The organism is Nocardiopsis valliformis DSM 45023, assembly GCF_000340985.1.
GTDB classification, from domain to species: Bacteria; Actinomycetota; Actinomycetes; order Streptosporangiales; family Streptosporangiaceae; genus Nocardiopsis; species Nocardiopsis exhalans.
Genome location: NZ_ANAZ01000002.1, coordinates 388,381 through 406,721 on the forward strand (window position 1 = coordinate 388,381; position 18,341 = coordinate 406,721).

21 protein-coding genes are annotated in these 18,341 nt (G+C 68.5%); 16 read left to right on the forward strand and 5 right to left on the reverse strand.

The features are described 5' to 3' along the window. The first annotated feature begins 199 nt into the window (after positions 1 to 199). The 8 genes from D457_RS31740 (at position 200) to D457_RS0102385 (ending at position 7,240) form a co-directional block, all read left to right on the forward strand. A complete protein-coding gene (locus tag D457_RS31740) occupies positions 200 to 991 on the forward strand; it encodes an ABC transporter ATP-binding protein (RefSeq protein ID WP_017579030.1) in 792 nt (263 codons plus the stop codon). Next, complete coding sequence (locus D457_RS0102355) at positions 988 to 1,812, forward strand: ABC transporter permease (RefSeq protein ID WP_017579031.1); 825 nt, start codon at positions 988 to 990, stop codon at positions 1,810 to 1,812. The genes D457_RS31740 and D457_RS0102355 overlap by 4 nt, the downstream gene beginning before the upstream one ends. A gap of 75 nt (positions 1,813 to 1,887) precedes the next feature. After that, the gene (locus D457_RS0102360) at positions 1,888 to 2,337 is read left to right on the forward strand and encodes a hypothetical protein (RefSeq protein WP_017579032.1); all 450 of its coding nucleotides are present in this window, start codon (positions 1,888 to 1,890) and stop codon (positions 2,335 to 2,337) included. 179 nt (positions 2,338 to 2,516) lie between these two features. Then, positions 2,517 to 3,332 carry an ABC transporter ATP-binding protein gene (locus D457_RS0102365; RefSeq protein WP_017579033.1) on the forward strand — a complete coding sequence of 272 codons (816 nt, stop codon included), beginning with the start codon at positions 2,517 to 2,519 and terminating at the stop codon, positions 3,330 to 3,332. A gap of 14 nt (positions 3,333 to 3,346) precedes the next feature. Continuing rightward, a complete protein-coding gene (locus tag D457_RS0102370) occupies positions 3,347 to 4,318 on the forward strand; it encodes an ABC transporter permease (protein ID WP_017579034.1) in 972 nt (323 codons plus the stop codon). Positions 4,319 to 4,329: 11 nt separating this feature from the next. Next, the gene (locus D457_RS0102375; protein WP_017579035.1) at positions 4,330 to 5,436 is read left to right on the forward strand and encodes an ABC transporter substrate-binding protein; all 1,107 of its coding nucleotides are present in this window, start codon (positions 4,330 to 4,332) and stop codon (positions 5,434 to 5,436) included. 62 nt (positions 5,437 to 5,498) lie between these two features. After that, entirely contained in the window at positions 5,499 to 6,581 is a 1,083-nt protein-coding gene (locus D457_RS0102380; protein WP_017579036.1) for an LLM class flavin-dependent oxidoreductase, read from the forward strand. Continuing rightward, a complete protein-coding gene (locus tag D457_RS0102385; protein WP_017579037.1) occupies positions 6,578 to 7,240 on the forward strand; it encodes a cysteine hydrolase family protein in 663 nt (220 codons plus the stop codon). Before D457_RS0102380 ends, D457_RS0102385 begins: the two co-directional genes overlap by 4 nt. A gap of 63 nt (positions 7,241 to 7,303) precedes the next feature. Here D457_RS0102385 and D457_RS0102390 read toward each other — a convergent pair whose 3' ends face one another. Then, entirely contained in the window at positions 7,304 to 8,359 is a 1,056-nt protein-coding gene (locus tag D457_RS0102390; RefSeq protein WP_017579038.1) for a fatty acid desaturase family protein, read from the reverse strand. Positions 8,360 to 8,723: 364 nt separating this feature from the next. Here D457_RS0102390 and D457_RS0102395 point away from each other — a divergent pair, with 364 nt between their 5' ends. The 5 genes from D457_RS0102395 to D457_RS0102415 all read left to right on the forward strand — a co-directional run bounded on the left by D457_RS0102395 (position 8,724) and on the right by D457_RS0102415 (position 13,656). Further along, the gene (locus D457_RS0102395) at positions 8,724 to 9,716 is read left to right on the forward strand and encodes a siderophore ABC transporter substrate-binding protein (RefSeq protein ID WP_017579039.1); all 993 of its coding nucleotides are present in this window, start codon (positions 8,724 to 8,726) and stop codon (positions 9,714 to 9,716) included. 82 nt (positions 9,717 to 9,798) lie between these two features. Next, on the forward strand, positions 9,799 to 10,800 hold the full coding sequence (locus tag D457_RS0102400) for an ABC transporter permease (RefSeq protein WP_017579040.1): 1,002 nt from the start codon (positions 9,799 to 9,801) through the stop codon (positions 10,798 to 10,800). A gap of 49 nt (positions 10,801 to 10,849) precedes the next feature. Next, entirely contained in the window at positions 10,850 to 11,923 is a 1,074-nt protein-coding gene (locus D457_RS0102405) for an iron chelate uptake ABC transporter family permease subunit (RefSeq protein WP_017579041.1), read from the forward strand. After that, on the forward strand, positions 11,920 to 12,675 hold the full coding sequence (locus D457_RS0102410; RefSeq protein ID WP_017579042.1) for an iron ABC transporter ATP-binding protein: 756 nt from the start codon (positions 11,920 to 11,922) through the stop codon (positions 12,673 to 12,675). The genes D457_RS0102405 and D457_RS0102410 overlap by 4 nt, the downstream gene beginning before the upstream one ends. A gap of 51 nt (positions 12,676 to 12,726) precedes the next feature. Next, a complete protein-coding gene (locus D457_RS0102415; protein WP_026116253.1) occupies positions 12,727 to 13,656 on the forward strand; it encodes an aminoglycoside phosphotransferase family protein in 930 nt (309 codons plus the stop codon). A 30-nt stretch (positions 13,657 to 13,686) separates the two neighbouring features. Here the strand turns inward: D457_RS0102415 and D457_RS0102420 are convergent, their stop codons facing one another. Together D457_RS0102420 and D457_RS0102425 are read right to left on the reverse strand one after the other, a co-directional pair. Next, positions 13,687 to 14,016 (reverse strand): hypothetical protein, encoded by a 330-nt coding sequence (locus tag D457_RS0102420; protein WP_051072837.1) that lies wholly within the window; start codon positions 14,014 to 14,016, stop codon positions 13,687 to 13,689. A 198-nt stretch (positions 14,017 to 14,214) separates the two neighbouring features. Beyond that, positions 14,215 to 14,670, reverse strand: coding sequence for an ATP-binding protein (locus D457_RS0102425; RefSeq protein WP_017579045.1), 456 nt, complete (start codon positions 14,668 to 14,670; stop codon positions 14,215 to 14,217). A 256-nt stretch (positions 14,671 to 14,926) separates the two neighbouring features. Here D457_RS0102425 and D457_RS0102430 point away from each other — a divergent pair, with 256 nt between their 5' ends. Then, on the forward strand, positions 14,927 to 15,793 hold the full coding sequence (locus tag D457_RS0102430; protein WP_017579046.1) for a helix-turn-helix domain-containing protein: 867 nt from the start codon (positions 14,927 to 14,929) through the stop codon (positions 15,791 to 15,793). 8 nt (positions 15,794 to 15,801) lie between these two features. Continuing rightward, positions 15,802 to 16,044 carry a DUF397 domain-containing protein gene (locus D457_RS0102435; protein ID WP_338042980.1) on the forward strand — a complete coding sequence of 81 codons (243 nt, stop codon included), beginning with the start codon at positions 15,802 to 15,804 and terminating at the stop codon, positions 16,042 to 16,044. Positions 16,045 to 16,125: 81 nt separating this feature from the next. Here D457_RS0102435 and D457_RS0102440 read toward each other — a convergent pair whose 3' ends face one another. Further along, entirely contained in the window at positions 16,126 to 16,584 is a 459-nt protein-coding gene (locus D457_RS0102440; RefSeq protein WP_017579048.1) for a permease-like cell division protein FtsX, read from the reverse strand. 87 nt (positions 16,585 to 16,671) lie between these two features. Here D457_RS0102440 and D457_RS0102445 point away from each other — a divergent pair, with 87 nt between their 5' ends. Next, positions 16,672 to 17,100, forward strand: a complete 429-nt coding sequence (locus D457_RS0102445) for an NUDIX hydrolase (protein WP_017579049.1) — start codon at positions 16,672 to 16,674, stop codon at positions 17,098 to 17,100. A gap of 10 nt (positions 17,101 to 17,110) precedes the next feature. Here the strand turns inward: D457_RS0102445 and D457_RS0102450 are convergent, their stop codons facing one another. Next, positions 17,111 to 18,172: a virulence RhuM family protein gene (locus D457_RS0102450; protein ID WP_017579050.1), complete on the reverse strand. Its 1,062-nt coding sequence runs from the start codon at positions 18,170 to 18,172 to the stop codon at positions 17,111 to 17,113. Positions 18,173 to 18,341 lie beyond the last annotated feature (169 nt).

Here is an 18,341-nt window from a genome sequence, read left to right on the forward strand (position 1 = left end):
GGGTTCGGTCTCCAGATTCGATGCGGTCCGCCCGACCTTAGGGCCTCAACCAATGTTGAGCTCAACCCCGAAACCCCGTCTTCGTGCTCCGCGTCACCACAGACGCCTCGCTTGAAAACTTTCCTTACGGGAACCACTTGCCAAGTTGGAAAGTAATTGCCACTCTGAAAGATAAGGTACCCCCTACGGAAGGCAGCACATGAGCCACCACGCACCGGCGCTGGAGGCCACCGGGCTGGTCAAGCGGTACGGCACGGTGACCGCGATCGCCGGGATCGACCTGGCCGCCGCCCACGGCGAGATCCTGGGCCTCCTCGGCCCCAACGGCGCGGGCAAGACCACCACCATCGAGATCCTCACCGGGCTGCGCACCCCCACCGAGGGCCGCGCCCGGGTCCTGGGCCTGGACCCGGTCCGCCATCGTGCCGAGGTCCGTGAGCGCGTCGCGGTCCAACCCCAGCAGGCCGCGCTGTTCGAGCACCAGACCGTCACGGAGACCCTGCGCCTGTGGGCCTCGCTCCACACGAACCCCGCCGACCCCGAGGAGGTGGTGGAACGCATGGGCCTGAACGAGTCGCGGGACGTGCGCGTGCACCGGCTCTCCGGCGGTCAGCGCCAACGCCTGCTGGTCGGTACCGCGCTGGTCTCCCGGCCCGAGCTGCTCATCCTCGACGAACCGTCCACCGGCATGGACCCCAACGCCCGCCGCGACCTGTGGGCGGCGGTCCGGGGCCACCGGGACGGCGGCGGCACCGTCCTGCTGTCCACCCACTCCATGGAGGAGGCCGCCGAGCTGTGCGACCGGGTCGCGCTCCTGGACCGGGGCCGCGTCGCCGCCCTGGGAACCCCGGCCGACCTGGTCTCCCGCTACGCGCCCGAGCAGGCCGACCGAGGCCTGGGGTTCGGCCTGGAACAGGTCTTCCGCGACCTCACCGGCCGCTCACTCGCCGACGCCGACGCCGAGACCGTGACCAGCCAGGAGATCCGATGAACACGCGTTCCACCCCCGCTGGCCCGAACCCCACCGCCACGGGTCCGGCCACCGCCGCCGCGCCCCCGCTCTCCGCCACCCGCGAACTCCTGGGGCTGCACACCCGCGAGTTCCTCCGCGACCGGCGCAACTCCCTAGCCGCCTTCCTTCTACCCCTGGCCCTGGGCGCGCTGTTCCTCGCCATGGCCGAGGCCATCCCCGGAACCGGCACCGGGCTGACCTTCGGGCAGCTGGTCATCCCGATGCTGCTCCTGCTGACCGTGACCAGCGCCCCGCTGACCGCCACCTCCGGCCCCGTCACGAACCTGCGCACCCGGGGCTCCCTGCGCCTGCTGGGCACTACCCCGGTCAGCCGGGCCCACCTGCTGCTGACCCACATGCCGGCCCGGCTGGCCCTGGTCCTGCTCCAGCTGGCCGTGTTCATCACGGCGGGCACGGCCCTGGGCCACATCGCCCCCGCCGACATCCCGGCCCTGTTCGGCGTCTCCCTGCTGGGCCTGCTGATGTTCGGCGCCGCCGGTTACCTGATCGGCGGGGTGGCGGGCGGGGCCGACTCCGCCCATCACACGAGCATGTTCGTGCAGATGGCCTCCTACCTCCTGTCCTTCATGTTCCTGCCGATGGGCATGCTCCCGGACGGCCTGGCGAAGGCGGTCAGCTATCTTCCGCCCAGTTTCCTCGCCGACCTCTTCTTCTCCCTGACCCCGGGCTGGGAACAGCTCCACCCGACCTGGCTCTCGGTACTGGTCGTCCTAGGCACCGCGGCCGTCCTCACCGCCCTGGCCGTCCGCCTCTTCCGCTGGGACCAGGGAGAACGGTAGCCGGTCGGGGGAAGGTGACGCGCACAACCGCACAAGGCCGGCCCCGTCGGGCCCGTGTGTAATATCGTCCCTTCCATGACCCCCTGCGCGAAAGGCTCCCCGCCCCACGGCACCGCACGAGTCGGCAGCCCGGATCTGGTCGACGCGCTCGCGGAGCACCTCGGCCTGCGGCTCGCGCCACGCGAGTTCTCACTGCCCGACGGGACGCGGGTCGCCGTGGACGGAGCCGACGGCGACCCGCCCAACGTGCTCGTCCAGAGCACCCGGATACGGGGACAGCTCAAGTCCAGCCATCGCAACAAGATCATCTCGAACGCCTTCAAACTGCTGTGGTTGCGTGACAGCACCTTCCCCGGCGCTCACCCCCTCCTGGCGGTGAGCCCCGAGGCCGCTCGGCTGTTCAGCGCCGACGCCTGGCTCACGATCGCCCTACAACACACCCGGATCGCCGTGGTCGTCGTTTCCCCCGAAGGAAACATCACCACCCCGATACCTCTCCGTGATCAACTGTTCACCGGCCGGTGACGCCTCACTTCTAGCTTTGACGGGTCAACGACCCCGCGGGCCGTCGACCGTTTCGCCGCTTCCGCCCGCTCTCCCACGACGTCCTGGCCCGACCCTGCCCAGGACGGCTCACACGGAGGGCGCACGGTGGAATTCCGTACCCTGCAAACGAACGCTCCGATTCCGGTCACGGACCCGACGTGACCAACGATCACATCGAGATACGGGGCCTCACCAAGCGTTATCCGGGCGGCGACCCCGACCGGCCCGCCCTGTCCGGGATCGACCTCGACATCCGGCACCGCCACTTCGTCAGCCTCATCGGCCCCAGCGGCTGCGGTAAGTCCACCCTCCTCCGGGTGATCGCCGGTCTGGAGGGCCACGACGACGGGAGCGTCTCCCTCTTCGGGGAGAGCCCGCGCGAACTGTGCCGACGCAAGGCCGTGGGCCTGGTCCCCCAGACACCGGCCCTCCTGCCCTGGCTCACCGTGCGCCAGAACGTGGCCCTGCCCTCGAAGGTCAACCGGGGGGCACAGCGAAACGGGGACTCCCCCGACGAACTCCTCCGCGCGGTCGGTCTCGACGACGCCGCCCACCGCTACCCCCATGAACTGTCCGGGGGCATGCGCCAGCGGGTGGCGATCGCCCGTGCCTTCGGGCTCCGGCCGGACGTACTCCTCATGGACGAGCCGTTCTCCGCCCTCGACGAGTTCACCCGGGAGGCGCTCCAGATCCAGCTCCTGGCCCTGTGGCAGAGCCGGGCGACCACGGTCGTGTTCGTGACGCACTCCGTGCACGAGGCGGTCACGCTCTCCGACCAGGTCGTGGTGATGTCCGCCCGGCCCGGCCGCGTACACGAGGTCCTGCCCATCGGCCTGCCCCGGCCCCGGGACCGGGAGGTCGTGAGCGGATTCCGGACCAACGACCTGGAGCAGCGCGTGCGCGCCTGCCTCCAGAGCGCCTGGGAGAGCGGTGCCGCCCCCGACGACCTCATCCCCCCGGCGGGTGTCCGGTGAAGGAGAGGACGGACGTGGCCGCCCCGCCCCACGGGCCCACCCCCGAGCCATCGGCCGGGAACGCCCCCGGCAACGCCCCCGAGGGCACTCACTCCGGCCGGAACCGCTCCGGGCGGACCCTCCTCGGCCAGCACCTCCTCGGCTGGCCCCTCTTCGGCCGGGCCCGGTCCGCCAGGGCCGGGCGCACCGCCCCGCGGCGCTCTGGTACCCGGCGGCGCTCCCCGCTCCACCCCGCCGTCTGGTTGCCCACCGCCGTGCTCCTGGTGGTCCTCGGCTTCGCCTGGTCGGCGGTGGCCGAGGAACACCCGTACATCCTGCCCACGCTGTCCGAGGTCGGCCGAACCCTGGTCGGCGACCCGCTGCTCTTCCTGGGCAACGCCTGGGCCACCCTCCGGATCGCCCTCGTCGGTGTGGCCTTCGGCGCGGGGACCGCCTTCGTCCTCGCCCTCCTGATGTCGGAGATCCCGCTGGTCCGGCGGGCGCTCATGCCCCTGGCCGTGGTCCTCAACGTGACCCCGGTCGTGGCCATTGCCCCGGCCCTGGTGGTGGCCTTCGGGTTCGGCATGACCCCGAAGGTCGTGGTCACCGCGATCATCACCTTCTTCCCGGTGCTGATCAACGTGACCACCGGCCTGCGCTCGGTCCCCTCCCCGGTCCTGCACGTCTTCCAGACCCTGCACGCCTCCCGCCTGGAAGTGCTGTTCCGCCTGCGGATCCCCAGCAGCCTTCCGTACACCCTCGCCGCCCTCCGGGTGGTGCTCCCCCTGTCCATCGTGGGTGCCGTGGTCGCGGAGTTCGTCGCCGCCGGGTCCTCCGGCGGCCTCGGGACGATGATCCGCAACTCCGCGGCCACCGCCCGCCTGGACTACGTCTACGCGGCCATCACCTGCCTGGCCGCGATGGGTGTCCTGATGCTCGCGCTGGTCACAGCGGTCGAACGCCGACTGCTGTTCTGGCACGACTCCCAGCAAGAACCCTCACGATGAACGGAACACACATGCCCGCCCCTACCCCCAGCCACCCCCGCCCCCGGCAGCTCCGCCCGATCGCCGTGCTCCTGGCCGCCGGACTCCTCGTCTCGGCCTGCGGTACGGATGACCCAGGCGACACCCCCCAGGCCGCCTCGGTCATCGACGAGGAGCGCTGCGAAGCCAACGCCGCCGCCGGGACCATCACCTACATCACCGGCTACCACTACCAGGCCTCCGTCACCCAGCTAGAGGTCATCGCCGCGGACGGCCTGGGCCTCTTCGACGCCCTCTGCCTGGACGTGGAGATCCAGCCGGGCAACGGCGACGTCATGGGCAACGCTCAGCTGGTCTCGGCAGGCACTGCCCACTTCACCCCCACCAGCAACGAGGCGGAGATCCTCCAGGCCAACGAGCGCGACCACGAGGTCATCGGCATCGCCACCTACGGCCACGTCCCCATCTCCTCGCTGCTCACCGGGACCGACATCGAGGACCTCACGGAGCTGGAGGGACAGACCCTCGGCCACCAGAGCATGATCCCGGCGCCGCTGGAGGCCATGCTCGTCTCCGCCGGCGTCGACGTCGACTCCATCGACCAGGTCGAGGCGGGCTACGACCCCAGCATCCTGCCCCGCGATCAAGTCCAGGCGCTGACGGGCTTCCGCTCCAACGAGCCCCACCAGCTCGACGCCATGGACGAGGACTACACCGAATGGCTCCCGGAGGACTTCGGGGTCGTCGGCTCGTTCGGTGTGATGGCCACCAACCCGGAGTGGGCCGAGGAGCACCACACCGTCGTCGAGGACTTCCTGCGTGCCGTCGCCAGGGCCTTCGACCACTGCACGGAGAACGGCGAGGAGTGCGTGCGGTACGCCGCCGACCTGGACGAGGCCGGGTTCGACACCGAGCACAACCTGAAGGTGTGGAACACCGAACGCGAGCTCGTGGGCGCCTCCACCCCGGACGACCAGCCCAACGGCTACATCGACCTCGCAATGACCGAGCAGGAGGGCCAGACGCTCCTGGACAACGGCGCCCTGGACGACCTGCCGGACCTGGAGCCGCTCTTCGAGCCGCGCTACCTGGAGGCGGTCCACGTGGCGACCGAGGTCGTCTGGCCCGTCGAGGAGTGACCGGTCGGGCGGGGCACGCCCCGACAGTAACCACGCGAACAGGGACGACAGAGGAGCGCACGTTGGCAGTACCAGACGGAACCCCGGCCGACGCGACCGAGTACGGGGTCTTCCTCCCGATCGGCAGCGGCGGCTGGATCGTGTCCGAGACCGCTCCGCACCCGGAGGCCACCTACGGGTACAACCGCGAGGCCGCGGTCCTCGCCGAGGCCCACGGTTTCGACTTCGTGATGTCCATGGGCAAGTGGCGTGGCTACGGCGGCACGACCGCGCACTGGGAACACACCCTGGAGTCCATGACGATGATGGCGGGGCTCGCCGAGGCCACCGACCGCGTCAAGGTGTGGGCGACCGTACACACCAACCTGTTCCACCCGGCTCTGGCCGCCAAGATGTTCACCACGCTCCAGGAGATCAGCGGCGGGCGCGCCGGAATGAACATCGTCGTCGGCGCCTACGCGCGCGAGTTCGAGCAGATGGGGCTCTGGCGGCAGGACCTGGACCACGCCGACCGCTACCGGTACACCGAGGAGTGGGCCACCGCGCTGCGGCGTCTGTGGACCGAGGACTCGGTGACGATGGACGGCGAGTTCCTCCAGCTCGACGACTGCCGTTCACTACCGCACCCGAGCCCTGCGCCCACCCTGATCGGCGCGGGACGCTCTCCCGCCGGTCTGGGGTTCCAGGCCCGCCACTGCGACGGTTCCTTCCTCACCGCCCAGGACCTTCCCGGGCTGCGCGAGGCGAGCCGACGCGTGAAGGAGGGGGCCGAGCGGCAGGGGCGGAGTATCCGCACCTACTCGATGCTCACCGTGGTGATGGACGAGACCGACGCCGCGGCCCAGGCTCGCAGGGCCGAGTTCGGCCGGGGCGCCGACGTCGAGGCCATCGTCAACATGAAGCGCTCCTGGGGTCTGCCCCTGGAGAAGGCGCTGTCGTTGACGGCCGACTGTCCGGCGGACGAGGTGTTCCAGACCCCGTTCGTCACGGGTTCACCGGAAACGGTGGCCGCGCGGGTGCGTGAGCTGGTCGTGGAGGCGGAGCTGGACGGGCTGATGCTGATCTTCCCGGACTACCACGCCGACCTCCGGGCCTTCGGGGAGCGGGTCATGCCACTGCTCCAACCCGAGAAGGCACATCGGTGACCGGACACATCATCGACGTGTCCGGGGGCTCCCGGCCTCTCCCCGCCCCTCGGGGAGAGGCCGCGCTCCTGGTCGTCGACGTCCAGCGGGACTTCGCCGACCCGGAGCGGCTCCCCTGGCTCGCCGAGAGCGACCAGGGCCGGGTCACGGAGGCGGTGGAGCGCGTCGCCGAGCTGGTCCGAGCCGCGCGCTCCGCCGGGGTCCGGGTGGTCTGGGCGGCCCTGGAGCAGGACCCCGACGAGCCGTGGGGGTCCTCGCTCTGGTTGCGCGGCATCGCTCGGGAGCCGAGGGAGGTCAGGCTCGCCAAGGAACCGTGCCTGGCGGGCACTTCAGGCGCGGAGTGGTTCGGGGTCGTGCCCGCCCCGGGTGAGGAGGTCGTCGTCAAGCGGCACTACTCGGCCTTCCACGGCACGGACCTCGCGGAGCGGCTGCGCGGCCACGGGGTCACCTGGCTGGCCGTGTGCGGTCTGACCGCCGATTGCTGCGTGGACGCCACCGTACGGGACGGCTTCCAGCTCGGTTTCCACACCGTGCTGGCCGCGGACGCCACCGCCTCCTACAACCGGGACCGGTATACCCACACACTCGACGTGCTGGCCAAGCACGCGGCGGTGGTCGCCACGACCGGCGCCGTCACCGCGGCCTGGGGCTCGCCCTAGGCGGCCGGCACGGCGGCGGTCCGCGCCGAAGGGCCCTTAGCAGTGGTGGGTCAGCGCTTCGGATCAGGCGGGTGTCCTCGCGCGCAGCGGGGCGCCCGCCTTGTGCATGTGGGTGATGGCCTCGACGTGCGAGCGGACGAAACCGGTCTCGTGGTAGGGCACCCCGATCTCCGCGCAGTAGTCGCGCACGATCGGCTGGGCCTTGGCCAGGTGGGGGCTGGGCATGCTCGGGAAGAGGTGGTGCTCGATTTGGTAGTTGAGCCCGCCGAGCGCCAGGTCCGTGAAACCGCCGCCGCGGACGTTGCGCGAGGTCAGTACCTGTTTGCGGAGGAAGTCGAGCTTCTCGCCCTTCTTCAGGGTCGGCATGCCCTTGTGGTTGGGCGCGAAGATGCAGCCCAGGTAGACCCCGAACAGCCCCTGCTGGACCGCGATAAACACGACTGCCTGGAGCGGGTCGAGGACGACGAAGACCGCGCCGAGGTAGAGCACGAAGTGTGCCGCCAGCAGCGCGCCCTCCAGGACCCGCTGTTTGGTGGAGGGGTTGAAGAGCGCCCGCACACTGCCGTAGTGCAGGTTCAGCCCCTCCAGCAGCAGGACCGGGTAGAAGAGGAAGGCCTGGTACCGGCCGAAGAAGGCCGGGATGCCGCGCGCCGCCTCGGCCTGTCCCTCGGACCAGACGAACAGGTCCGCGTTAACGTCCGGGTCGTGCTCCTCGTGGTTGGGGTTGGCGTGGTGGCGGGTGTGCTTGTCCTGCCACCAGCCGTAGCCCAGGCCGATGCCGAGGTTGCCGACGACCCGGCCGATGCCCTCGCTGAGGCGGCGGCCGCTGAAGATCTGGCGGTGCGCGAGCTCGTGGGAGACCAGCCCCACCTGGCCGAACACGGCGGCCATGGCGACGGCGGTGACGATCTGCCACCACGAGTTCCCGATCAGGAAGAACGCCACCCATGAGCCGACGAAGGCGAGGGCGATGAGGCTCAGGCGCACCGCGAAGTAGACGGGGGTGCGTTCCATGAGTCCGGCGTCCTGGATGCGCCGGGACAACCGGGCGAAGTCGCTGCCCCTGACCTTGGTGGCCCCCTGGTCGGTTGCCCGGGTTCCGGTGGTGCTGTTGGCCATGGGTGCTGACACTCCCCGATGTCGGTGGCACCTCCGAATCCGGTGGTGCCGATAGTCCCACGCTAGGCCGAAGCGGGCCGCGGTTCCATGGCGCCCGCACGACGCGGGATAGGGGTGCCTGCACCCCTGATTTTCCAGCTCCCTTGCTTTGCTACCCGCTGGTCACCCCTGTGGGAAGGAGGCGCGCCCCCTTTCCCTGGACGGCCTCCTTCACAGGACTCCGCCCCGCGCCGGGCCCGCACATCAGCGCTGGTCAGAGCAGCAGGAATTGAGGGCAACGTCTCAAACGGGACGCCGTTGCACATAACGCCAAATGGTTAGGTTAGGCTCTCCTTCGTCGTCAGCAATCGAAGGAGTAACCACCATGAAGTCCCCCGGTCGTCCCGTCACGGCGCTCTCGCTCATTCTGGCATCGTCCCTGGTCCTGGCCGCCTGCTCGACCGACGCACAGGACTCCGACGACTCCGCCGCCGCTGACGGCTCCACGATCGAGATCGAGGACAACAACGGCACGCAGACGGTGACCTCGCCGCCCGCGTCGGTGGTCGCCCTCGACAACCGCACCTTCGAGACGCTGTCGGACTGGGACATCGAACTGTCGGCCGCCGCCGTCTCGCTCATGCCTGACACGATCGACTACACCCGGGACGAGTCGCTCGTCGACATCGGTATGCACCGCGAGCCCGACCTCGAAGCGATCGTCGCCGCCGAACCCGACCTCGTCATCAACGGCCAGCGCTTCACCGACCACCAGGACGACATCGCCTCCCTGGTCCCCGACGCGACGATCCTGAACCTCGAACCGCGTGAGGGCGAGCCCTTCGACGACGAGCTCAAGCGGCAGATCAGCGTGCTCGGTGAGATCTTCGACAAGCAGGACGAGGCCGAGCAGCTCATCGAGGACTTCGACGCCGCCGTCGAACGGGTCAACGAGGCCTACGACGAGGACGACAGCGTCATGGCCGTCACCACCTCCGGCGGCGACATCGGCTACCTGGCCCCCGGCGTCGGCCGCACCCTCGGCCCGGCCTTCGACATCTTCGGTCTCACCCCGGCACTCCAGGTCGAGGGCGCCAGCGACGACCACCAGGGCGACGACATCTCCGTCGAGGCCATCGCCGACTCCAACCCCGACTGGATCCTCGTGATGGACCGCGACGCCGCCGTCGCCGCCGACGAGGCCGGGTACGAGGAAGCCGACAAGATCCTCTCCGAGTCCGAAGCGCTCGCCAGCGTGAACGCCGTCGAGAACGAGCAGATCGTCTACATGCCCCTCGACACCTACACCAACGAGGGCATCCAGACCTACACCGAGTTCTTCAACGCGTTCGCCGACGCGCTGGAGGCCCAGGCTTGATCCGCTCCACCCGTAGGACACGCGCCGACGGCGGTGCCCCCGCCACCGTCGGCGCGTGCCGCTGTGAAGGGGTCGACCGCTCATGAGGACCGCGACCCCGGCCGCGACCCCGAAGCGGTCGCGCACCCGGCGCGGCGGAAAGCTCTTCGACTGGAAGCTGCTCGTCGGCGTCGCCGTCGTGGCCGCCCTGCTCGTGCTCTCCCTGACCACCGGCGTGTACGACGTCTTCGGTGCCGAGGACGGCGCCGAGATGTTCGCGATCACCCGCATCCCGCGCACGATCGCCCTCGTGCTGGCGGGTGCCGCGATGGCGATGTCGGGTCTGGTCATGCAGCTGCTGACGCAGAACCGCTTCGTCGAGCCGACCACCACCGGCACCACCGAGTGGGCCGGGCTGGGCCTGCTCGCCGTGATGATCCTGTTCCCCGGGGCGAGCATCGGCACCCGCATGTTCGGCGCCGTCGTGGCGGCGTTCATCGGCACGTTGGTGTTCTTCCTGTTCCTGCGCCGGGTCACCCTGCGCTCCTCGCTGATCGTCCCGATCGTGGGCATCATGCTGGGCGCCGTGGTCAGCGCGGTGTCGACCTTCATCGCGTTGCAGACCGACATGCTGCAGAACCTGGGCGTGTGGTTCGCCGGGAGCTTCACCTCGGTGCTGCGGGGGCAGTACGAGATGCTGTGGATCGTGGCGCTCGTGGCCGTCGCGGTGTTCGTCATCGCCGACCGCTTCACCGTCGCCGGGCTCGGCCAGGAGATCTCCACCAACGTCGGCCTGAACTACAACCGGATCATCCTGCTGGGCACCGGCCTGATCGCGATCGCCACCGGTGTGGTGACCGTGGTCGTGGGCAACCTGCCGTTCCTCGGGCTCATCGTGCCCAACGTCGTCTCGATGCTGCGCGGCGACGACCTGCGCAGCAACCTGCCGTGGGTGTGCCTGCTCGGCATCGGCATCGTGACGGTGTGCGACCTGATCGGCCGGACGATCATCATGCCCTTCGAGGTGCCCGTCTCCCTCATCCTCGGGGTCGTCGGCGCCGCCGTGTTCATCCTTCTCCTGTTGAGGCAGCGCCGCCGTGGCTGAGTCGACCGCTTCCCCCGCGAACCCGCCGAGTTCCCAGCGACCTCCCCGGGTGACCGAACCGCTCGCCGCACCACCCGAGCGCGCCGATTCCGCCGGGCCCGCCGCGTCCGCCGGGCGCCCCGAGCGCACGTCCCGAACCCTGTCCACCGGGCGCGCCCGCCGCCGCTACTGGACCGTCGTCGCGGTGCTCTCGGTTCTGGCGGTCGGCTTCGCGTTCGGCCTGCTGGCCTGGGACAACCCGATGCCGGTGGGTTCGGGCGGCTTCTGGCGCATCGCGGAGATGCGGGCCACCAACATCGTGGTCATGGCCGTGGTGGCGATCTGCCAGGCCATCGCCACGGTGAGCTTCCAGACCGTCACCAACAACCGCATCATCACCCCGTCCATCATGGGGTTCGAGGCGCTCTACATCGCCGTCCAGACCAGCGCCGTGTACTTCCTGGGCGTCGCCGGGATCCTGGCCATCCAGGGGGTCTCGCAGTTCCTGCTGCAGATCGCCCTCATGGTCGGTTTCGCCATGCTGCTGTACGGCTGGCTGCTGTCCGGCAAGTACGGCAACCTCCAGGTGATGCTGCTGATCGGCATCATCATCGGCGGCGGGCTCGGTTCCGTCTCCGCCTTCATGCAGCGACTGCTCACCCCGAGCGAGTTCGACGTGCTGGCCGCGCGGCTGTTCGGCAACGTCTCCAACGCCGACGCCTCCTACCTGCCGATCGCGGTCCCGCTGTGCCTGGCCGCCGCGACCCTGCTGGTACTGAGCTCGCGCCGGCTCAACATCGTGGCGCTGGGCCGGGACGCCAGCACGGGCCTGGGCCTGAACCACCGCCGCGAGACCATGCGCGTGCTGTTCCTGGTGTCGATCCTCATGGCGGTCTCGACCGCGCTGGTGGGACCGATGACCTTCCTCGGCTTCCTGGTGGCGACCCTCGCCTACCAGTTCGCCGACACCCACGACCACCGCTACGTCTTCCCGGTCGCCGCGCTGACCTGCTTCGTGGTGCTCAGCGGCGCCTACTTCGTCATGCGGAACATCTTCTACGCCAGCGGCGTGGTCTCGATCATCATCGAGCTCGTCGGCGGCCTGGTGTTCCTGTTCGTCATCCTCAGAAAGGGCCGACTGTGATCACCCTCAAAGGTGTACGCAAGGAGTACAGCAGCGAGGTCGCGATCGGCCCCGTCGACCTGGAGATCCCCAAGGGCGGACTGACCGCGCTGGTGGGACCGAACGGCGCCGGGAAGTCGACGCTGCTCACGATGGTGGGCCGCCTGCTCGGCATCGACGAGGGGGCCATCGAGGTCGCCGGGTACGACGTGACCAAGACGCCCTCCAAGGACCTGGCCAAAATCGTCTCGGTGCTGCGCCAGGAGAACCACTTCATCACCCGGCTGACCGTGCGCCAGCTGGTCGCCTTCGGGCGCTTCCCTTACTCCAAGGGGCGGCTGACCGTCGAGGACGAGGAGGTCGTGAGCAGGGCGATCGACTTCCTGGACCTCACCGACCTGGAGGACCGCTACCTCGACCAGCTCTCGGGCGGGCAGCGCCAGCGCGCCTACGTGGCGATGGTGCTCTCCCAGGACACCGAGTACGTGCTGCTGGACGAACCGCTCAACAACCTCGACATGCGCCACTCGGTGCAGATGATGAAGCACCTGCGCCGCGCGGCCGAGGAACTCGACCGCACCATCGTGATCGTGCTGCACGACATCAACTTCGCGGGCCACTACGCGGACCACATCTGCGCGGTCAAGGACGGCTCCGTGGTGGAGTTCGGCACCCCGGCGCAGATCATGACCGACGACGTCCTCACCCGGGTGTTCGAGACCCCGGTGAACGTCATCGACGGCCCGAACGGACCACTCGCGGTCTACTACTGAGCCCGGGCCCGCTGCTGAGCCCCGGCCGGACTCGTGGCCAATACTGGGGTGATGCGCACGCCTCCCGCCGAAGTGGCCATCACCCCCGAACTCGTCCGTCAGCTGCTGCGCGAACAGCACCCCGACCTCGCCGAACTGCCCCTGGCGGTGGTCGCCAACGGCTGGGACAACACGATCCTGACCCTGGGCGAGCAGCTGTGCGTCCGGATACCGCGACGCGCGGCGGCCGAGCAGTTGGTCGTGAACGAGCAGCGGTGGCTGCCCCAGATCGCCGAACGAGTGGGCGTCCCCGTCCCGGCCCCGCTGCGCTTGGGACACCCCAGCTCTGACTACCCCTGGCACTGGTCGGTGAACCCGTGGTTCGAGGGCCGCACCGCCGCCGAGGCGCCGGTCGGCGAGCGGTCCGAACTGGTCGAACCGCTCGCCCTCTTCCTGTCCCGACTACACGTGCCCGCACCCGGGGACGCCCCCGAGAACCCGTTCCGGGGCGTGCCCCTGCGCGTACGCGACGCCAAGCTGCGCGAGCGTCTCGCCGACAGCGGCATCCCCCGCCGGGCGGAGCTGCTCGCCCTGTGGGAGAAGCTGGTCGACACCCCCGAATGGACCGGCCCGGCGCTCTGGTTGCACGGCGACCTGCACCCGGCCAACATCCTGGTGAGCACCGAGACGCGCACCCGCGCCGAGGGCCGCCTGTCCCTGGCAGCGGTCCTGGACTTCGGCGACCTGACCTCCGGCGACCCCGCCTCCGACCTCGCCGTCGCCTGGCTGACCTTCACCCCGCAGGACCGCGCCCGCCTGCGCGCCGAACTGGACCGCCGGGCGGGCACGGGCGAGCACGTGACCGGCCTCGACGACCACACCTGGCAGCGGGCCCGCGCCTGGGCGATCCTCTACGCCGCGCTGCTGGCCGCCAGTGCCGAGGAACACCCGCTGCTGGGCGCCATCGGGGAACACACCGTCACCCAGCTGCTGGATACATAAGGCGGTCAAGGGCCGTGAGGGGGCCGGGTTTCACCCCCGGAGCAGGTAGGGGCGGGCGAGAGGGCCCGCTGGATGCTCGTGTTCCGGCCAGAGCTCGATCAGGTCGTCGGGCAGGTCGTCGGGCAGGGTGTCGTGGACGATCGGTTCCGGGCGGGGGATCGGTTCCCGGTAGTGGGTCAGTTCGAGGCGGCGGGGTGCCGGGGTGAGCGCCGGGCGGGGTCGAGGGAGGGGTTCGGTCCGCGTGGGAGCGCCGATGACCTGGGCGAGACTCCAGGCCACCGCGGAAGCGAACACCCACCACAGGCGGGAAGTCATCGAAAGTCGGGGCCTGCGGTGGCGGCCGCCGGTACAGTTCTGCACAGTTGATCTCCTGTTCATGGCAGGGGGTTGATCAGCCCCGGGGCCGGTGTGGGTAGCACCGACCCGGGGCGTTCTGCATTCTTGAGTGCTGGCGCGGACTGGTGAAGGGGTGGGGTGGGGGAATAGGGAGCGGGTGTCAATGGCCCGTGTGCACCCGGGCTGCGCTTCCCGCCGTGTCGGTTGGTGCTGTTCGGCTGTTCAGCTGGCCAGGTCGTACCAGGCTTCGCCCAAGTCCGGTTCCCGGTCGAGGCGCACCATGGCCCGCATCTCCAGCGGCATGCCCAGTTCGCCCTCCCACCACCAGTACTCGGCGATTCGGTCCACGAGCCACAGCCCGCGTCCGCCCGGGTTCATCTCACCGGGCTGCCGGTCCACGAGCTGCGGTGTGGAGAAGGGCCCGCCCCACTTGCGGCCCTGGTCGACCACGCTGAGCAGCACGACCTGGTCGCTGAGGAGTTCGAGACCGACCCACATCCGGCCGTGCTGCTCCCCGGTCGCGGTGTGCTCGACGGCGTTGCTGGCCAGCTCGCTGAAGACCAGCTCGACCCAGAACCCGCGCCCGTTCTGGAGCAGGGCATCGCGCACGGACCACTCGCGCACCCGCGCCACATCCGTGGTGTTACCGCCGAAGTAGGCCCATCGCGGCGACCACACCCCCACCCCACCCCGAGGCCGCCGAGGCCCAGGTACCCGTTCACTGCCCATGGTTTCTCCTCCAAACAAGACCCAGAGGACCGCCTCCCCCATCATTCTTGAGAGGCGACCTCATCTTGGAATCAGTCTGTAGCGAATCATGACTCAGTGCAAGCACTTTTTGGGAATTATTCCCAAAGCAAGTATGCGAGAAGTTGGCCCTATGGGACAACGTGCGCCAAACTTGGGGGTAATCAACCACTCCAAGGAGGGGCACGTGGGCCAGCCCGCAGCTTCCGTCGCTCGCCGCATCGTGGCGCGCGTCATGCGTGACGCCCGTGTGCGCCAGGGCTTCACGGTCACCAAGGCGGCCTCGATCGCGGGGTTCACGCAAGGCACGCTGACCAAGTACGAGCGCGCGGAGAACCCGTTTCCCAAAGTCGTGGTGTACCGGCTGGCCGACCTTTATGGCATAGACCAGGACATTCGTGACAAGTTGGTCGAACTAGCTGGGCAGAAGGAGCTCGGCTGGTGGCAGCGCCATCGTGAGATCCCCGAATGGTTCGAGTCCTACATCGGGCTGGAAACCGAGGCGCATACCGTTTCCAACTATGAGGATGGGCTCATTCCGGGTCTTCTTCAGACGGAGGACTACGCTCGCGCGGTGCTCTCAACTGATGTTGACGCCGGTCCTGAAGAGCAGGTAGAGGCACACGTGACAGTGCGCATGGAACGTCAGAAGCGACTGACCAGCGAGAATCCGCTCAGGTTCAACGCCGTCATCAACGAGAGCGCTCTTTACCGAGCTGTCGGTAGCGCGGAAGTCATGCGCAACCAGCTCGCTGCGCTTCTTGAACGGGCGGAACTGCCCAACGTGGATCTGCGTGTCCTGCCGTTCGAAGTAGGAGCCCACTACGGCAGCGAGGGCAGTTTCGTCATCATGCAGTTCCCCGATGTGCTACCCAACGTCAGCTTTGAGGACGTCGTTCTGGTCGAGTACAGAGCTGGGGCCCTGTACTTGGAGAAGGATCACGAGGTTGAGCTCTTCTCGCAGATCTTCCAGAGAGCTCAGGGACAGTGCCTGAACCCGGAGGAATCCGTCAAGCGCATCCAACGCGTACGAAGCGAACGATTTGAAGAATGAGGCACAAGGTGACTTTTGACGAGGCCGAGCAGATGGGCTGGCGCAAGTCCAGCTACTCGGGTGGCGGCGGTGGCAACTGTGTTGAGATCGGATGGCACAAGAGCAGCTACTCCGGAAGCGGTGGAGGCAACTGCGTGGAGGTCGCGGAAGGACAGAAGGTCCTGGTCCGCGACACCCAGCACAGGGAACGCGGCTACCTCTCCTTCCAGGGTGGCGAGTGGTCCAGCCTCCTGAGCACTCTCAAGCGTTGACACGAACGGGTGCCCCGACCCGCTGGCCGGGGTACCCCTTCCCGCTTCCCTCTCCTTCGCGGCGCCGGAGCCGTCTGAGGGTCAGCAGTCCTCGGCCGAGCCGGGGAAGGTGACGTCGGGGTCGGCGGGGTCCTCCGCGAAGAAGACCTCCCCGACCCCGCACTGCTCCGCGAGGGCCGAAGCGAGCTCCTCTCGCTGCTCGCTCTCCTGGAGCTCGATGACGTACCGGGACGCGAAGTCGCCCGGCCGCAGGTCTTCGGCCGGCTCCCCCTGTTCGGTGAGCTCCTCGAAGACCTCCACCTCGGTGAGGAAGCGGTAGACGACCACTTCGGCGGTCTGGTCCAGCAGCTCCTCGACAGCCTCTCGCTCTTCCTCGGTGGCGGGGCCGTTCTCCACGCACACCGGTTCCGTGGACTCTTCCGCGCACGTGACGACGGTGAGCTCATTGCTGTGTTGAACCGGGATCAGGCCGCACCCGGTGGCGGCCACCAACAGCAGAGGGGCAGCGGTCAACGCGGTCAGGGTTCGGGTCAGGGACATCGGTGGAACTCACTTCTGGTCGGGGACTCCCCCGTGGGATGCCCGCGCGTCGCCCCGGGTTTCCCTTGACCGCCTACCGTGGGGCGCATGGGCACCGATCAGCCACAGTCCAAACTCCCGCGCGGCGCCGTCGCCCTCATCGAGAACTCCCGTGGGGAGCTCCTCCTCCACCTGCGCGACGACATCCCCGGTATCGCCTGGCCCGGCCGCTGGTCCGCGCTCGGCGGGGGCTGCGACCCTGGAGAGAGCCCCCGGGAGGCCATCGTCCGCGAACTCGACGAGGAGGCCGGGCTCGCCGTCGAGGACCTGGTCGAACTCTTCGAGGTGCCCGACCCCGGCGGGTCGAGTGACGTCGTCACCGTGTTCGCGGCCACCTGGAACGGTGACGCCCGAGATCTGACCCTCACCGAGGGCGTCAAGCTCGACTGGTTCCGCCCCGAGCACTTGAGTTCCCTGAACCTGCCCCCGTTCCTCCGGGAAGCGCTCCGCAGGTACCTCGGGGACTGCCGCTGGTAGGGGCCTTCTGTCAGGGGTGGGGAGGCCTACCCTCTTCGATCGCTGCTTGGGCCTTCTCTAGTTCAGCCATCAGGTCACGGTTCGCTTCCTCCTCAGCGTTAGCGTCAGCGGCCGCGCGACGCCGCCCGTCGAATTCGTCGAACTTGCTGCTCACCGCACGTTTCATATCGACGTTGGAGACCTGGCCAGGGCCATCGAGCAACGGACGCTCGTTGAAATCGAGAAACCTGTCCGTATGTGCGCTCCACTGCGCCATCGTGGTCTGCTGGCGGCGGCGGGCACGGTCTTCGGCGTAGTCCAGGAACATGGTCGTGAGCCTGCTCAACTCACTCAGCTCTTCCTCGGACAAGTAGTTCTTGGCCACCGTGACATCGACCTTGCGGACAACCGAGCCTTTCCAAGTCGTCAGTCCCATGTTGGGCTTGGCAGCGTCCGCACGCTTCATGATCAGTTCAGCGGCCGTGTGCCCCGTGACCGCATAACAGATCTTGTTCTGGATGGTCGCGAAGAAGGTACGAGCGGCGGCAGAGGAACCGTCATAGTCCACAGACGTGGTGAAGACGTCCTTGACTTTTTGGTAGAAGCGCTTCTCGGAGGCACGGATCTCGCGGATCCGCTCAAGAAGCTCGTCAAAGTAGTCGAAGCCGCCGGGCTCCTTGAGCCGCTCGTCGTTCATGGCGAAGCCCTTGACGAGGTACTCGGTGAGGACCGTGCCCGCCCACTGGCGGAACTGGACACCCCGCAGTGAACGGACCCGGTAACCGACAGCGAGGATCATGTCCAGGTTGTAGGTCTTGACCTCACGACGGACACGCCGCGAGCCTTCCTGACGAACTATTTCCTGATAGGAAATAGTTCGATCCTCCAACAGCTCTCCATCCTCAAGGATCGCAGCTATGTGCTTGTTGATGTTCGGCACTCCGGTGTCGAACAAGTCGGCCATCTCTGCCTGCGTGAGCCAAACCGTGCCACCGACCAAGCGCAACTGGACCTGTGCCCGACCGTCATCGGTGTTGTACAGAATGATCTCGCCCGCGGGCACAGCCGCGTCGTCCCCATGAGGATCGGCCATCGGTTCAACGCTCCAGGTTCATTGTCTCCGCCCTGCCCCCGAGGTCCGAGCTTCCCGCCGCCCGTTCAGGTCAGGTGGGTCACGATATTACTTCCCTTTGGGGCGTGCCCTTGACTCTATGAACACAGGCCACGACTTATACATACGGCTATCGGATGACCGATACCAG

Coding starts and splice junctions, on each gene's coding strand:
- D457_RS0102450 (WP_017579050.1), bottom strand. CDS start 18,172: ATGGCCGATCCTCATGGGGACGACGCGGCTGTGCCCGCGGGCGAGATC.
- D457_RS0102375 (WP_017579035.1), top strand. CDS start 4,330: ATGCCCGCCCCTACCCCCAGCCACCCCCGCCCCCGGCAGCTCCGCCCG.
- D457_RS31740 (WP_017579030.1), top strand. CDS start 200: ATGAGCCACCACGCACCGGCGCTGGAGGCCACCGGGCTGGTCAAGCGG.
- D457_RS0102415 (WP_026116253.1), top strand. CDS start 12,727: ATGCGCACGCCTCCCGCCGAAGTGGCCATCACCCCCGAACTCGTCCGT.
- D457_RS0102355 (WP_017579031.1), top strand. CDS start 988: ATGAACACGCGTTCCACCCCCGCTGGCCCGAACCCCACCGCCACGGGT.
- D457_RS0102390 (WP_017579038.1), bottom strand. CDS start 8,359: ATGGCCAACAGCACCACCGGAACCCGGGCAACCGACCAGGGGGCCACC.
- D457_RS0102440 (WP_017579048.1), bottom strand. CDS start 16,584: ATGTCCCTGACCCGAACCCTGACCGCGTTGACCGCTGCCCCTCTGCTG.
- D457_RS0102395 (WP_017579039.1), top strand. CDS start 8,724: ATGAAGTCCCCCGGTCGTCCCGTCACGGCGCTCTCGCTCATTCTGGCA.
- D457_RS0102360 (WP_017579032.1), top strand. CDS start 1,888: ATGACCCCCTGCGCGAAAGGCTCCCCGCCCCACGGCACCGCACGAGTC.
- D457_RS0102445 (WP_017579049.1), top strand. CDS start 16,672: ATGGGCACCGATCAGCCACAGTCCAAACTCCCGCGCGGCGCCGTCGCC.
- D457_RS0102400 (WP_017579040.1), top strand. CDS start 9,799: ATGAGGACCGCGACCCCGGCCGCGACCCCGAAGCGGTCGCGCACCCGG.